18 protein-coding genes are annotated in these 15,380 nt (G+C 36.5%); 4 read left to right on the top strand and 14 right to left on the bottom strand.

Annotated elements, in window-relative coordinates:
* Positions 1-40: 40 nt before the first annotated feature.
* The 3 genes from ACMAYS_RS06535 to ACMAYS_RS06525 all read right to left on the bottom strand — a co-directional run bounded on the left by ACMAYS_RS06535 (position 41) and on the right by ACMAYS_RS06525 (position 2,061).
* On the bottom strand, positions 41-613 hold the full coding sequence (locus ACMAYS_RS06535; RefSeq protein WP_103216325.1) for a glutathione S-transferase N-terminal domain-containing protein: 573 nt from the start codon (positions 611-613) through the stop codon (positions 41-43).
* 8 nt (positions 614-621) lie between these two features.
* A complete protein-coding gene (locus tag ACMAYS_RS06530; protein ID WP_392990870.1) occupies positions 622-1,236 on the bottom strand; it encodes a hypothetical protein in 615 nt (204 codons plus the stop codon).
* A gap of 93 nt (positions 1,237-1,329) precedes the next feature.
* Entirely contained in the window at positions 1,330-2,061 is a 732-nt protein-coding gene (locus ACMAYS_RS06525) for a class I SAM-dependent methyltransferase (protein WP_412462961.1), read from the bottom strand.
* Between the two features lie 120 nt (positions 2,062-2,181).
* Here ACMAYS_RS06525 and ACMAYS_RS06520 point away from each other — a divergent pair, with 120 nt between their 5' ends.
* Positions 2,182-2,316 (top strand): hypothetical protein, encoded by a 135-nt coding sequence (locus ACMAYS_RS06520; RefSeq protein WP_255407605.1) that lies wholly within the window; start codon positions 2,182-2,184, stop codon positions 2,314-2,316.
* Here ACMAYS_RS06520 and ACMAYS_RS06515 read toward each other — a convergent pair.
* Both ACMAYS_RS06515 and ACMAYS_RS06510 read right to left on the bottom strand, forming a co-directional pair.
* A complete protein-coding gene (locus ACMAYS_RS06515) occupies positions 2,296-3,048 on the bottom strand; it encodes an endonuclease I family protein (protein WP_158246750.1) in 753 nt (250 codons plus the stop codon). The genes ACMAYS_RS06520 and ACMAYS_RS06515 overlap by 21 nt on opposite strands.
* 133 nt (positions 3,049-3,181) lie before the next feature.
* A complete protein-coding gene (locus ACMAYS_RS06510; protein WP_103216329.1) occupies positions 3,182-4,000 on the bottom strand; it encodes an endonuclease I family protein in 819 nt (272 codons plus the stop codon).
* A 233-nt stretch (positions 4,001-4,233) separates the two neighbouring features.
* Between ACMAYS_RS06510 and ACMAYS_RS06505 the strand changes: the two genes are divergently transcribed.
* Complete coding sequence (locus ACMAYS_RS06505) at positions 4,234-4,638, top strand: hypothetical protein (RefSeq protein WP_103216330.1); 405 nt, start codon at positions 4,234-4,236, stop codon at positions 4,636-4,638.
* Between the two features lies 1 nt (position 4,639).
* Here ACMAYS_RS06505 and ACMAYS_RS06500 read toward each other — a convergent pair whose 3' ends face one another.
* Complete coding sequence (locus tag ACMAYS_RS06500) at positions 4,640-5,887, bottom strand: replication-associated recombination protein A (RefSeq protein WP_392990875.1); 1,248 nt, start codon at positions 5,885-5,887, stop codon at positions 4,640-4,642.
* 163 nt (positions 5,888-6,050) lie between these two features.
* Here ACMAYS_RS06500 and rpsU point away from each other — a divergent pair, with 163 nt between their 5' ends.
* Complete coding sequence (gene rpsU, locus ACMAYS_RS06495) at positions 6,051-6,275, top strand: 30S ribosomal protein S21 (protein WP_021266202.1); 225 nt, start codon at positions 6,051-6,053, stop codon at positions 6,273-6,275.
* Between the two features lie 175 nt (positions 6,276-6,450).
* Here the strand turns inward: rpsU and ACMAYS_RS06490 are convergent, their stop codons facing one another.
* The 8 genes from ACMAYS_RS06490 to ACMAYS_RS06455 form a co-directional block, all read right to left on the bottom strand.
* Positions 6,451-7,272, bottom strand: a complete 822-nt coding sequence (locus tag ACMAYS_RS06490; protein WP_103216332.1) for a hypothetical protein — start codon at positions 7,270-7,272, stop codon at positions 6,451-6,453.
* Between the two features lie 57 nt (positions 7,273-7,329).
* Positions 7,330-7,875, bottom strand: coding sequence for a hypothetical protein (locus tag ACMAYS_RS06485; RefSeq protein WP_103216333.1), 546 nt, complete (start codon positions 7,873-7,875; stop codon positions 7,330-7,332).
* Positions 7,876-7,987: 112 nt separating this feature from the next.
* Positions 7,988-8,830 (bottom strand): pyruvate, water dikinase regulatory protein, encoded by an 843-nt coding sequence (locus ACMAYS_RS06480; RefSeq protein ID WP_146037733.1) that lies wholly within the window; start codon positions 8,828-8,830, stop codon positions 7,988-7,990.
* Between the two features lie 41 nt (positions 8,831-8,871).
* On the bottom strand, positions 8,872-9,831 hold the full coding sequence (miaA, locus tag ACMAYS_RS06475) for a tRNA (adenosine(37)-N6)-dimethylallyltransferase MiaA (RefSeq protein WP_392990878.1): 960 nt from the start codon (positions 9,829-9,831) through the stop codon (positions 8,872-8,874).
* Positions 9,828-11,519 (bottom strand): DNA mismatch repair endonuclease MutL, encoded by a 1,692-nt coding sequence (gene mutL / locus ACMAYS_RS06470; RefSeq protein ID WP_412462960.1) that lies wholly within the window; start codon positions 11,517-11,519, stop codon positions 9,828-9,830. The genes miaA and mutL overlap by 4 nt, the downstream gene beginning before the upstream one ends.
* Positions 11,520-11,527: 8 nt before the next feature.
* Entirely contained in the window at positions 11,528-12,433 is a 906-nt protein-coding gene (locus ACMAYS_RS06465) for a GGDEF domain-containing protein (RefSeq protein WP_103216337.1), read from the bottom strand.
* 111 nt (positions 12,434-12,544) lie between these two features.
* A complete protein-coding gene (locus tag ACMAYS_RS06460) occupies positions 12,545-13,771 on the bottom strand; it encodes a hypothetical protein (protein WP_412462959.1) in 1,227 nt (408 codons plus the stop codon).
* Complete coding sequence (locus ACMAYS_RS06455) at positions 13,771-14,904, bottom strand: acyl-CoA dehydrogenase family protein (protein WP_103216339.1); 1,134 nt, start codon at positions 14,902-14,904, stop codon at positions 13,771-13,773. Before ACMAYS_RS06455 ends, ACMAYS_RS06460 begins: the two co-directional genes overlap by 1 nt.
* A 228-nt stretch (positions 14,905-15,132) precedes the next feature.
* Here ACMAYS_RS06455 and ACMAYS_RS06450 point away from each other — a divergent pair, with 228 nt between their 5' ends.
* Positions 15,133-15,312, top strand: a complete 180-nt coding sequence (locus ACMAYS_RS06450; RefSeq protein WP_103216340.1) for a hypothetical protein — start codon at positions 15,133-15,135, stop codon at positions 15,310-15,312.
* The last annotated feature ends 68 nt before the right edge of the window (positions 15,313-15,380 follow it).

The raw sequence follows: 15,380 nt of genomic DNA, 5'->3' as shown, positions 1-15,380 counted from the left end.
AAAAATCAAAATAGAAAAGGCTACCGATGGTAGCCTTTTTTTATATTCTTGGTGCTGATTTTTGGTAACGTTCTCTATCTTTAAGACTTTCATAGAAGTTTTCTAAGGCGAGATGACCTTTCTTCCAGTTAAAAACATCTCGAAATGTCAGCCAATCAAGAACGCAAAGTAGCCAGTCTTTTTCCAGTTGATGAAGTCCACCTTTATCAACTTTCTTTTCAAGTGAGTCTAGAATACTCTGCACTCTTTCGTACTGAACTTTAGAGAATTTAGACTCCCATTTTGTATCACATTCCCAGAGTTTTTGTTGAAACAGAATGATACATGAATCACAAAGCTCATCGATTAAACGAAGCGCTAATTTTGTATGTACATCTAATTGCTTTCCTTGTTTTTCGAGTAAGTATTCACAAATGATAGTTGAATCAAAGATTGAACCATCTTCTGTTTCTAGAATTGGGATTCTTCTTGCAGCATTATATTCACCAATTTTTTTTGCACCATCTGGAGTAAGTGATCTCACTTGTTCAAGTTCATAAGGAATTCCGAGTTCTTCGAGTACGAGAATCACTTTCCTAACGAAAGGTGATGTTGTTGATCCAATTAGTTTCATACAGGCCCCTAGTTCAAATCATTATTGATTTTAATTTCTGGTTTATCTGTCTTGATTGTAACGTTAAATTGGCATTGATAGATATCTTTTTTCTTATTCTTTTCTAAGTAGCAATTTAAGTGTTTACCTTTCCTCACTTCGTAATTCTTGGCCCCTATTGTGTGATAGTCATCAGCAATTAAGTCGAGTTTTTGCCAAAATCTTTGGGCCAGGTTTCCATCAAACTTTATCTTTAATGTATTATTTTCAAAGCGAATCTTTGCCTTCCCATTTGCCCTCGATGTTTCTAAGAATTCACTGATAGCTCCTTTTCCAAAATCGGTATCACTATTATATGAAGATAATTCTCCTTCTCCTTTTCCATTTAGATAGAGATGACAGTGAAATTTATGACTTGGTTCGCGCACGCAAAAAAAGTATTTGTGGTAGCGAAAGACGAGGCCATGGACGAGGTCAGCGTAGGTATTTTTAACAGGAAGACCTAAAAAAATTTCTCTTGCATACTTTGAGTCAACGACAGAGAACTCATTTACGTGGCTTGAGATTTCGATACCTGAGATTTCGGTAGCGAATGTTTTAAAGGTTAGAATAAGGGCAAACGATATCAGTAGGAGCTTCTTCATAACTATGAACTATAGAATTCATCGAGATTGAAGTAAAACAAGTTCACAAAAGATTAACAAAGAAAACAATAGGCCAACAAACTAAATCACTAACTACTTAGAAATAGTAATAAGGCTTCGATACATTTTATTCGCCTTGTGGGACTCTACATTCTTGCTAATCTCATTATACTTAGTACGATATAAATTTGAATTTCCTTCAGCAGTAAAATCTGATTCAAGTTTCTCAAGAAGTTCCTTGGCCTTATTATTAAAAATGAGGTCATCTTGAGTGAAGTCTTGAATTTCAAATTTATCTTTATACTTATTTGCAATGGCCTTACCAAGTCGTGTTTTGCGAAATGGTCGCTCTGATGTATAGGTGAGGACAAACTTTCCTTTTGGTTTTAAGCTATCCATAATCTTGTTTAAAGTGCGGTAGAGGTCATTGAGCATATAGAAACCATCTAGCGAGATAACAAGATCAAATTCATTCTCTCCGAGCCATGTTGTTTCATAATTTGCTTCTTTATAATCATGATCACTTTCGACGAGATCAAATCCTTTTGCCTTAAGTTTGTATTTCTTTGCAAAGTAAGCCGTTAATTGTCCTGTTCCACAACCGATATCAAGAATTTTTTGATGGGGCTTAAAGTGAGAAGTTAGAGCAGAGAATTGCTTCTTTGATAGGTTATTTTGCATGAAGCATTCAATTCCATGCATCTCTTTACAATAAGTTAGATATGATTGTGATTCTTTTGCAAAACGGTAGTAATTCGTGAAGGCACGTTTAGCTTTGGCGTTGAATCCCTTTTGTGTAAGTAATTTTCTAATAAATTGAAACATAGTTTTTTATACTCCTATTTTCTTTAAAATTCTATCTTCATGAAATCTTAATCAATTAGAATTTGTGAGAACTTTAAATAAGTGTTTAAAATAGACTAAGAAGCCAAATAGGAGGTTCCTATGATTAAGTTTTTAGTATTTTTAGGATTACTTGTGACTTTAGCGAATGCTGCGGTAACGACGGTCTTTATTGACGGCCTCAATATTAAAGGCCGCCAAAAAGTTGAAAATATATTAGAAGTCTTTGATATCTGAAACTAGCTCTGGGAAGTCGATATAAGGATTTCTATTTCCTTGAATCTCTTCAATCTTGTTATTTCTTTCGATTTCATCGCTGTCCACTGGATCTTCTGCGTGCCATCTTCTTAGGTATTTTTCCATTCTACTATTAATCTTCGCTCCATAGCGAGTTGCAAAGTAGAACATTGCTCGAGCAACATTGCCCTTATGCTCTGTTGGTGGTTCAAAATAATGTCCATCAGAATGAGAAGCAAAACAATCTCTCGTTGCAGCTTTTCCACCTTTTAGGTCAGCAAAGTCATTTGAGCTACGAACGCTATTGGCCTTAGAGTCAGTTGGGAATAAATGGTGAAGGTCACCTTTTTGAAGTTGTGAACTAAATCCGCCTGTGAATTTTGACTGAGGCCATGTGTGCTCACAGTTAACAATTTGATGATTAGGGATTTTCCCATCTCCAATTGGTCCGATATTAGGAGTACTTCCATTGAAAACTTTATTGCAGTAAACACCTTTTACATAAGGTTGGTTACTTTCATCATATTTTAAATGTAATTCGTTAAAAAGGTAGCGCTTAGCTTGAGAGTAGGAATTTTTTTTGTGATTTTGGCTGATAATTCTTTGTAATTCTGTTCTTAGGTTTTCATCTTGTAAAAGGTCATTTGCGACTTCTGCTTTAAATGATTCCGGATAATAGCCGGCAGTGGTCGTTAGTGCCAATAAGGCTGCTACTAAGAGTTTTAATTTCAAAATCTAATCCTTGATATTGTTGCTGTATATAAAAGCATCTCAAAGATGAAAGGTTTTGCAAAATAAAAAATGAAATAGAAAGGCCTTCTTAACAGAAGGCCAATATTAGTACTGAAATGGATTAGTCAAATATTTAGAAATTATCGATTTTATCAGCTAGGTTAGCGATGTCGATAAATGGATTTCTATTGTTTTGTACAGAATAGATAATTTCGTTTCTTTCTCTTTCTTCAGCGTCAACTGGATCAAGCTTATCCCACTCTCTAAGAACTTGCTCTTGGTGGTTTGAGATTGAAATATCATATCTTACTGAGAAGTAGAAAAGTGCTCTTGCAACATTTCCTTTGTGCTCAGCTGGTGGTTCGAAAGCACCGTTACCTTGAGTTTGTGAAGCTGTACAATCTTCATAATCAACTGGGAAACCATCTACATTATCAAATTCATAGTTACCTCTTACAGAGTTAGCTTTTGAATCAGTTGGGTATAGGTGGTGTAGGTCTGATTTTTGAAGACCTTTGTCAAAACGACCAGTAAATTTTGATTGTGGCCAAGTGTGCTCGCAGTTAAGAACGTTTGGGCTAGGGATTTGTCCTGGACCCATAGAACGAGTTTGAACTCTTCTTAGTGTCTTTTGGCAATATACATCTTTAATGTAGTAACCTTTATCATCTTCTTTTAAGTGGATTTTTCCGAAAAGTACTTTTCTAGCGCCTTTGTAACCTAGGCTTCTTTGGCTGTAACAACGACCTTTGTTCTTTGAATCACATCCAAGAACATCTTGAGAATTTGTTTCTTGGTGAGTTGTATTTAGAACTTCGAATAGGTAGCTCTTTAACTCTGCACCACCTCTTGAAAGAACATCATTAGTTTCTTTCGGGTAGTAGTTATTTAATTCTGCAGCATTACTCGTAAGAGCGAAAAGTAGTGTTGATAGAACGATTGCGATTTTCATCTAATCCCCTTTAGTGGTTTGTGTGTGTGAAGCTTTTATAGGACATAATTATTAAAATGGCTAATAGGAATCTTAAGTTTTTCTAATAATTTCTGTCAGGTAATCTAATTTCAATATTTAGACGCGCTGCTTTTAATGAAAGTTTAATAATACTATCGAAAAATCTGGATTTATTTAGTCGGGTTTTGTATAAGTCACCAAAGAAAATAACAACATTATTAGGGTAACTTAATATGAAATACATCTTAATTGCATCATTGCTTATATCTTCAAGTGTCTTTGCTTACACTAAGACAACTCTTAATTGTATTAAGAAGCTAACGTATGATCTTAATGTCGATAGTCGTGCGTTTAAAATTAATACTGATGAAGTAGATGCTGATATTGATTTCGAGGGGAGACCTCTTGATGAAGCGATTGCTATCATTAGGACAACTCTTGAATTAAATGGATGTAATAGTAATAACGCAATTAACTTTTCTAAAACACCATCTGGACGTGCAAAAAGCCGTTGTGTCGAACTTGTTCCAGGACAAGACTATTCAATGAGCTGTTATGTTGAATCAAATATGGGATTCTTCTTTGTAACAAAAGACCTTCAAACGGATGCGTTTGTTGTTTATTCTCGTTGGGACTAGACTACTTTCCCCATAGTTCTTCTAAACGTTTCTTTATATTATTTTCTACGCCAATCGCTTTTGGTTGGTAGAACTTTGGCGTTCCTTGAGGTGCGTATTGTTGCTTAACAAAAGCTCCCTCGAAGCTATGTGGATACTGGTAAACAACTTTATGATCTTTATCTGGAAAGTTCTTTAAATGCTCTGGAACTTGGATTGTTTGCGAATTCTCTACATATGCTAAGGCTTCGTTTATTGCATTGTAAGCAGCATTACTCTTAACGGTACTAGCTAGGTAAGTCGTGGCCTGTGCTAGTGTAATTCGTGCTTCAGGCATACCAATATTTTGAACAACATGAAGTGCATTTGTAGCAACAGTGAGTGCATTTAAGTCTGCATTACCCACATCTTCACTTGCAAAGATAACTAAGCGTCTGGCGATAAAGACTGGGTCCTCTCCACCATCAAGCATAACAGCTAGCCATAGAATGGCCGCATTGGGATCACTTCCACGCATACTTTTAATGAAGGCAGAGATTACATCATAGTGGCGATCACCACCAGCATCAAAGTTTCGTGAATTTTCTTTGATGATATTTTTAACAGTTTCAAAATCAATTTCATCGTCTTGCTCAAGAAGGGAGAAGATGACTTCTAGACTTCCAAGAGCAATGCGAGCATCACCGTTTGCGTATTCACAAATTAGATCGAGATATTCTTGCGATAATTCTTTTTCTAATTTTGTGATCGTTCTCTTTATAAGAGAGCGAATTTTGTCGGTTGTGAATGATTTAAGCTCAATAATCTTCATACGAGAAAGAAGAGCGCGATTAACTGAACGACGAGGATTCTCAGTCGTTGCTCCAATAAGAATAAAGCTTCCTTGTTCCACATGTGGAAGAAGAGCATCTTGTTGGGCCTTATTAAAGCGGTGGATCTCATCAATAAATATAATAGATTTTCTTTGAAAGTCTCGGGCTTCGTCTTGTGCCTTTTGGATAAGCTTCTTAAGTTCTGCTACGCCAGATAAAACTGCGCTAAATTCGTAGAAATTTGCGTGAATTTCACTACCTAGTACCTTGGCCAGCGTGGTTTTTCCACTCCCTGGAGGACCCCAGACAATAAGTGAAGGTATATTTTCACCCTTAAGAAAAGGGAAGCGTCTAGCTAGGGCATCAAAGCCCTCATAATCCTGCTTGCTACTTGGTCTTACTTGATGAGCAAGTGGTGTGACGGATGAATCTTTTGCGCTGAATAAACCTTGTTGCATATATTACCTAAAGTAAGTTGGCCATTGACACATTGTGGGGCCGTCGTGTAATTTAACATACCAATTAAAGCTAGACAAAATTTAGAGCGTTAAAGCTCTGAATAAATCTCATAAAGCTGTCGTTAAAGGTAGTGAGAAAAAAAAATAGAAGGAGGTGAATGTTATGTCTAAAGATTACTCAATCAAAATCGAGATCGATGAAAGATTAAGTGCGGAAAGAGCTCTTAAGAAATTCAAGAGATACTGCGAAGCTTTCGGTGTTATTAGAGAATACAGAAAGAGACAAGAGTATAAGAAGCCTTCTATTAGAAATAAAGAAAAGCTACAAGCGGCTGAGAAGAGAAGAAAGAAAACTCAGACGAAGTACAGTAGAGGTTCTAAAATCTAATTTGATTTAAATTTCTTATATACTTTAAGGGCTCCCGACGGGAGCCCTTTTTTATGTCCAGGATGGACGGTATGTCCGCGGAGGCAGGAGCCGAGAGCGGACGCATGTTCAGGATGGACGGTATGTCCGCGGAGGCAGAAGCCGAAAGCGGACGCATGTCTTAAATGGCACGATGTTAGTAGAACATTAATTTTAAAATACTATTCCAACGAGCGTGCATAACTTTAACGTTACGAACATATTCTCTTGGAAATCCTGTCTGACCTTTTTCTAGGTCCATGTGAAATACATTCCATTGCATATTGAGATCACCCAAACGATCGATAAACCAGCGCTTATCTAACTCTGCCATCATTCTTAATTCAAGTGGCGAAAGGAAGTTATCAAGGAATTGTTCAAAGGATGGCTTTAGTTCATTAGGTATAATGTAGATAAAGGCATCATTTGAGTAGTTATACATTTTTCCAACGTAATTCTTATAACTTTCAATATGAGGAACATAGGTTGAGAAATTTGTTCCTTCTGTTAGATGTAGAAGCTGTATATAGGATTGAACACGAAGATTCAGGTTATCAATATTATCAAGTAGAGAGATAAGATTAATATAGTCGTCAACATTTCCATATTGTTGCGTTGGAAGAGAGATGAAGTCTTCGCGAAGCTTTTTAATGTTTCGCTCAGTTGCCTGAATAAGTGGAACGACTTTTTTTATTTCTTGATAACAAGTCTTTTGATTTTTTTTACACTCGTCATAAGCTCCATCAAATTGCAGTACTAATTTAAGAGTATTTTCTCTTAAGTTGATAAAGTCTTGTGATGTGTAAGTAATTCTCTTAACGATATAATAGAAGTCATTCTTAAGTGAGCGCAGTTGCGGACGAACATAGCGACGATAGCTATAGTCATTTAATTTTAGTTTTGAAGAATCAAAATTAAAGTACGGGTATTCCGCAAAACTAGAAAGGGTAAGAAGAATGGCAAAGATTATTTTTTTCACTTCTTAAATGATTGAAGAGGTGGTGCAAAATGTCAATTAGCTTAATAAAAAGTCAAATTAGCCAACGAGATCAAGATCTTCTTGAGGGGCAATGTGACTTAGTTCAATATATTTTGGCTTCATTTGAAGTGAACGAAACTCCTGAACCCAGCTGTCTGTGTTACATAGAGATATAGAAATATTGTGTTTAGGAATTTTGTGTTTTGCTAAGATTCTTGGAAAAAGTCTTAGTGGTGAGCCATGTAGCTTGAAGTGAACATCAAGGTGAGATGGAATCTTTCCTGAATAGATGAGTGCTAAGCAAATAAAAGTTCCCGCATTACAAGTTTCAATTTGAATTCTGTCGCTTTTTACTTTTTTAATAAGTGAGAGTAGGTCGCCAGCATATCTTTCAAGTTCTTTTGTATTCAAGTTTTCAAATTTAAAGATGTCTTTTCTGTTTTTTGCCGTTAGAAGTCTCTTCTCATTTTCGGAGAAATTTAGATGAGTAAAATTCGTCATCATTACTTCATCAAAAGTGGGCTCTTGAGTATCGAATTTGTATACAACGTCGGCCCCAGCACCTTTAACTTTGATTTTTCCAGAAAATAAGACCTTAGACACAACGAACCTCGTAGTTACTAAATTGATAATGTTATTTAGTTAATCGGAACGATTGGGTATTTAATTAAGTAAATTTGCTATAAATTTGAAATTTAACTAATTATCGTCGAATTTAGTCGTCAGACTCACTCATTAACTGCTTGAAAATATTATTTTTTCTCATTTGAAGCAATTTCATGATATCTGTGGCCGTCTCTTCTAGGGCGCGGTCAGTAACGTCAAATACCGGCCATCTCTTGTTCTTGCCAAAGATTTCATTGGCCCATTCTAACTCTTCGATAACCTTATTCGTATCCGCATAATCACCTGTGTGCTCAGTAGCACCAAGTTTATTAAGGCGATTCTTGCGAATTGAATAAAGTGCTTCAGGGTCAATCGTTAGGGCAAAGATTTTTCTTTGGTCTATTTCAAAGAGTTCTTTTGGAAGATCTTGTCCATTGATAATAGGGATATTTACAACCTTGATTCCGTGTTGAGATAGGTACACTGAAAGAGGTGTTTTTGATGTACGAGAAATTCCCACAAGAATAACATCTGCTAGATGGAGAGTTTCAACGTTTCTTCCATCATCATGGTTAAGAGTGAACTCCATTGCAGCAACTCGATCAAAGTATTCTGAGTTCACAGCGTGTAGAAGGCCTGGCTCACTCTTTGGTTCTTGGTGAAAGTAATTAGAGAAAGTCGTTAGTACTGGCCCCATTAAATCAAGGGAGCGTACGTGCTTTTGCATCGAAATTTCTTTTGTATACTCTCTAAGCTCTGCTGATACGATTGTGTAGATAACGAGGTCGTGATGAATTGCTGCTTCATCAAAGATTGATTTAATCTGTTCTTTGGTACGAACATTTTTAAATCCTGTATAGAAGACTTCACTTTCTGGGAATTGTGTCATGGCCGCGCGACTGATTGCCTTTGCAGTAGAACCTGTTCCGTCAGAAATAATAATTATTTTCATCTTTTTCAAAATTAACCTCTAATAAAATCGTTATAACTACTTTATTCAAGAATGAAGTCTTCGACAAGGTTATAGATGTCATTTCGCTGACTTAATGGGTGAAAGCGAGATAAAGGAGTCACTTTCTTTAGGAAAGTTTTTTGAGACTTCGCAAGCCTGCGAGTTGCAAAATAAATCTTTTCGATAAGTTCTTCTTCAGATGTAATCTCACCATTTAGATATTGAATCGTTTCTTTATAGCCAATGGTTTTTAGGGCCTTAAGCTCTGGGGAGTGATCATCATTGGCCATAATATCTTCAACCTCTTTAAGCAGTCCCTGTTCTAGCATCTGTTTTGTTCGCTTCAGTATAATTTCCCAATGCTCTTCTTTTGGAAGCTCAAGGCAAATATTAAGCGTGTCCCAGCCATGAATATTTGTTGAGAAATCATACGCCCCATGATCATCGGCTTGCTTTTTTTGATCAGAAATCTTCTTCCCCGTCATGCGGTGGTACTCATAAGCACGAGTACGACGATAGTGATCGTTCTCATGAAGATTCTCAAGTGATTCAGGATCATGAACCTTAAGATAAGCCACAATTGGGGCCATACCTTCTTTTTCATAAAGATCACGGGCTTCTTGCTGAATGACCTCATCGGTTGATTCTGATTCATACATGCCGCGAATAAGGCTTCGAAGATAGAAGGCGCTACCTCCAACTAGAATTGGAACAATTCCTTTTGAATGAAGCTCATTGATTTTATTTATAGCTAATTCGACAAAGTCAGATGCATTTAATTCTTTCGTAATAGGGGAGATGCTAACGAGATGATGAGTGACACCGTCCATTTCAACTTCGTCTGGCTTTGCACTTCCAATATTTAATTCATTGTAAAAGAGAACACTATCGAAGTTGATAACGTGACATTTTTCAATACCAATACGTTTGGCAAGATCAATGCTAATACCTGTTTTGCCCGATGCAGTTGGCCCTAATAGAAGAATTAATTTCTTTGTCATTTTAGTAATTTTTTTAATTTCTTAGGCGAGATTCTTTTTGCAATTTTCTTTTCTACTAAATCGTAGAAAGAAATAAATGAAAGAAGTCTTCTTACTTCACTTACTTGAAGCTCTAAATCTTCAAGCAGATCATTACCGTTAATAATATTTGCAGATATTTTTGCGTATGGAAGATCTTCGAATACGTGAGACACTGACCTTAGAACACAAGTGTGTGCATCAAGACGTTCAATCTCAATTCCCATTGCCATGTATTGCGATAGGTTTTCCATATCCGTCATATCTTTTGAAATTGGCTCTGAAATTAGTAGAGGAGTCATATTGTCGATATCAATTTGCCCACAAGCTTCATCTAAATATACTTGAGCATCAACAAAGTATGGACCTCTCTCGATGTGATTAAAGAGAAAAATATTTTCACCAAGTGCCGATATCGTTAACTCGCTTTGTTGGCCACTTGTATTTTCTCCAAAAAGAGAGCTTTGGCCATGAAAGTCTGTACCTTGATTAAGTTCATTTTGAAATCTTTGTAGATTTAAACCACCGCCAAAGTTATTAGCAATAATATTATCTCCACCCTGGTTGAATAGGGCACTTGATAGAGAGTTGAAATTTGCTTCATCTTCATTCATTTCAAGAGAGTGGTTCTCATTGATATGATCTTGATTTTCTGAAATGAGCTTTTTCGCTGTAGCACTTGTTAGAGAGAATATCTCATTGCTCTTTAAAAATTTAATAATTGTTTTATTTGGATGAACGTTTACATCAATTTCATGCTCAGGCACTCTGAATTGCATGATGTAGTCGCCAGTTAAGCCTTGAAGCCAAAACTTTTCCATATTTCTAATGATGATCTGATGTATCTTTTTGTCAGTAAAGAGACGGTTGTTTACAAAGAGAAACTGTTGCTTTCCGCTGTATCCCTTTGAGGCATCTTTAGAGACGTAGAATTTACAACTTGAACCAAGGTATTCACCATAAGATTGCATAATCTCTGGAATATTCTTGCGTGATTTCTTTTTAAAGATTTCCCCAACTCGATTCACTGTATGTTCTTGAGCACGATAAATTTCAGGATCTTGGTCATCCCATGTGATTGAGAACTCAACTTGAGGGTAGTTAATTAAGAACGAGTTAATAACACGCTTTAGGGCATTCTTCTCACTCTGTCCTGACTTCACAAATTTCAATCGAACTGGAGTATTAAAGAAAAGGTCTTTGACGTAAGTAGAAGTTCCACACTTATGTGTCGAATACTTTGAATGCTCAACCGTTCTAGCTCCGTGAATAACATACTTTGCACCTTCTTCAGGATTTGAACGAGGAGCTGAGTGACATGATATTCGTGCCACTGATGAGATTGAGGCAAGTGCCTCTCCACGAAAGCCAAAAGTATTTAGGCGGTAGATATCTTCGAAGTTATTGATCTTTGAAGTTGCGTGACGGCAAAAGGCGTAGGGAAGTTCATCAAAGAACATTCCATCACCATTATCTTCAATTGCGATAAGATCTAAACCTGCATTAATAATCGTGACTCGAATTTTAGTCGAGTTTGCATCAATTGAATTTTCAAGTAATTCTTTAAGAACATTGGCCGGGCGTTCAACAACCTCACCGGCCTTGATTTGATCAATTAAGTGTTCGGGAAGAAGGTTAATTCTATTTTGTGTATTCTCTGATATTTCCATTATACGAACTAGTCGCGATAGAAATTAACCTGGTTTCTTCCACCTTCCTTGGATTTGTATACTGCAGAGTCGGCCCTTTTAAATAGGTCTGTTCCACTACTAACTCCCTGTCTGTAGTCAGAAACGCCAATCGATGCAGTTACCGGTAACTTATTATCGTCGTAAATGAAATCGTGAGTTTCTACCGCCTTTCTTAGGCGCTCAGCGATTTCGTATGATTGTTTAATATTTGTTTTAGGAAGTAGAACAACAAACTCTTCTCCACCATAACGTGCGAAAATATCAGTTTCTCTAATTCCGTTTGAACGGATAACTTCAGCTAGCTCTTTTAGTACGTAGTCACCAGCATCGTGTCCGTAGTTATCATTAAGTTTCTTAAAGTGATCTAGATCGAAAACAATAAGAGAGAGTGGAGTACCTGTCACTTTTGACTTCTTCACTTCAAGATCAAGTTTCTTGTTGAAGAAAGACTTATTGTAACAACCAGTTAGTCCATCTGTATTTGCTTCTAGTTGAAGCTTATCATAAGTAAGTCTCTCTGGATCACCTTTTGGAAGGTATTTAAGTGCCATTGCACCCATCTTAATGATGTCACCTTTTTGAAGATCAGTAGGAGCTTCAACTTTACTATTATTTAAAAAAGTTCCATTTCTAGAACCAAGATCAACTACCTGATATCCATCCGCAGATGAAACTAACTTGAAGTGCTCTCTTGAGATACCATTAAACTCTAATGGAATATCACATTTTGCACTTCGGCCAACAGTAATCTCTTCTGCTTTTAAATCAAAAAGAGTGCCGTTTAAATCACCACCAACAACAAGAAGGGCCGCAGGTTTATCTTCGGCTTCTTTATTCGCTGATGCTAGGGCAGCTTTAATGTCAGTCAATACTAGAGTAGCGTCATCACTCATATTCGTCCTTTCAGTACTTTATAATAGATTGTTTTCCCTGTTGATTTTAACTAGCGCCCCGATTTTAATCAAGATTGGAAAACATTTCTATCTGTCTAAATCGTGTATTTCTCATAGGTTATCAAGCCATTCAAAGCTATATATTTTTCCGGCCTCAACTCCTGGTTGGTTAAACGGATCAATATTTAGGCAATAACCTGTGATAGCTGTCAGGTACTCGAAGAATACAATCAACTTGGCCAAATTTACTTCATTTAGTTTTTCTATTTCAAAAGTAATATGTGGAACTCTTTGTTCTGTTAAAGCTTTTTGAGTTCCGTAGAATTCTGAATCGATTAAATTCTTCAGTGTGTACTTTCCGAGTTTTTGTAATTTCGGATGATTGAATGAATTTCTTAATTCAAAATTGTTTGCGAACTCTTTTACATGGACGAGGATCATTACTTTATTTAACGGGCCTTCCATGAATAATTGCATTTGTGAATGTTGATCAGTAGCACCATAAGAAGGAATTGGAGTTATGCCAATTCTTGTTCCATCTTCTTTCTTCTTCCCAAGACTCTCTGCCCATAGTTGTACAAACCAAAATGCAAAGTCTCTCATCTTACTCGAATAAGGCATAATAACAGTTTGGTCATAGCCTTGTTCAAGATGATTTAGAAATGTTGAAGTTACTTCTTTTAGTTCTGATGATTCTTTTAGTGACTGTCCATATTCGAAACCGCTTTTGCAAAGAGCTTGAATATCAATTCCAGCAAAGAGAGCAGGTAATAAGCCAACAGGAGTTAAAACACTAAAACGCCCACCAATATTTGATGGGATTGCCAAAGTTGTAATACCTAGCTCATCTCCAAGATCTCTTAGTTGTGAGTTATCTGGGTCACTTGCAAATACAAAATAATTTTTTAAATCTTCTTCGGCGACTCCTGACTGTACTAATTCATTTGCAAGAATTGCAAAAGAAGCAAGTGTTTCAGCAGTACCACCAGACTTTGATACAACATAGATTAGAGAGTTCTTTAAATCGATACTATCTAGTAGTTCCTTTGTATCGTCTGGATCAATATTATTAAAGAAATGAAAACGACGTTTCATATCTTTTCTAAGTGCGCTTACTAGCATCTCAGGCCCAAGTGCACTTCCACCAATTCCTACTTGGACAAAGTCACGTCGAGAATTAAATTTAGAAAAGATATCAACACACTGTTGTTGATAATATTCTTCACTTAATTTTGAAACAAATTCAAAACGAGGGTTTGATTGAAAGTTTTCAATTTCCTCTAGAATTTGCTCTGACTTGTCTTTATGTTGAATAAAGGAATTAATTGAAACTTTCATTAGGCTCCGTATTCCTTCTTTAGAAGACGAGAGATAACCACTTTTTGAATTTGGTTTGTTCCTTCAACAATTTGAAGAACTTTTGCATCTCTCATAAATCTCTCGACTGGATACTCTTTTGTATAACCAACACCACCAAGGATTTGAACAGCATCAGTCGTAACTTTCATTGCTGTATCACTTGCACGCATCTTTGCCATTGAAGCAAGCTTTTGATTTGAAGCTCCGTCATCAATTGATTTTGCAGCAGCTTGAACAAGTAGTCTTGCAGCTTCGACATCACAGGCCATATCGGCCATCATGAATTGTAGTCCTTGGAAGTCAAAGATTGCTTGTTTAAATTGTTGTCTTTCTAGTGAGTATTTAATTGCTTCATCTAGTGCACGTTGAGCACAACCGACAGAGATTGAACCAATTGCGATTCGACCTTTATCAAGCCCACTCATTGCAACTTTGAAACCTTCACCTTCTTTTTGAAGAAGGTTAGCGTCAGGAACAAAACAGTTCTCAAATAGAAGTTCACGAGTAGGTGAGATATTCCATCCCATTTTTCTTTCTTTTTTACCGTATGAGAATCCTTCCATTCCGTCTTCTACGATAAATGCAGAAACACCTTTTGCTCCTTCTCCACCTGTTCTTGCCATTACAATATATGTTTTCGCAATTCCACCTGAAGTGATCCAAAGTTTAGAACCATTTAAAATATAGCCACCTTCAACTTTCTTTGCTGTCGTCTTAAGACCTGCAGCATCTGAACCTGCACCAGACTCTGAAAGAGCAAAAGCTCCAATGGCCTGACCACTAGTTAGTTCTGGAAGGTATTTTTGTTTTTGTTCTTCATTTCCAAAAGTATTTAGAATTGATTGAACCATTGATGAAACAGAAATTGTCACAGCATAGGCCACTGATGACTTTGCAATTTCTTCAAGTGCATAACTATAGTCTTGAACTGGAAGATCAAGTCCACCGTATTCTTCAGAAACAGTCATTCCTGTAAAACCTAGCTCTCCAAGTTCATTGAAGATTTCCATGCGAAACTTTCCTTCGAAATCATCGTGCTCCATATGTGGCTCGATTTTCTCTAGGCGAAAGCGCTTAAGTCCCTCTACAATCTCTTTTTGCATTTCATTCATATCTAAACCCTTAGAATTGTTCAATTAATTATAAAATCTACCTACAGTACCAAATAAATCATAAATGGTTAAATTTTATGAAATTTAATGCCGCTTTCTTGAATTCTTAAACGTAATTACAGTATCTTAGATGATGCAGTGATTAACTAGGTTTTATTTAATGGATTTGTGCGATACAATAGAACAAAGGGTGAAAGCCCCTTCCTAAGCGCATGCAAGGAGAATACAATGAGAAACGACTTCAACCTAGTTCATTCTGAGAATGCAAACGGGAATGCGGAAGAGATTGAGTTAACTAATTCGTTTCCTTATATGCTTCTCATTGCTTCAATGGCCGTAATTACAATCATGCATTTAATTTTATATCCTCTGGCCAAGCAGTTTGCAGCGAGATTCATCGGCTATTAGGTATAAATGCCACAGAATTTAGCCGCCTTAAAACTAGTGTTTTCTACACTAAGTATCTGATTTGATTG

Source organism: Halobacteriovorax sp. RT-2-6 (assembly GCF_047085025.1).
Classification (GTDB): domain Bacteria; phylum Bdellovibrionota; class Bacteriovoracia; order Bacteriovoracales; family Bacteriovoracaceae; genus Halobacteriovorax_A.
Note: the sequence above shows the minus strand (reverse complement) of the source record. Positions and strands in the feature narration are given on the sequence as shown.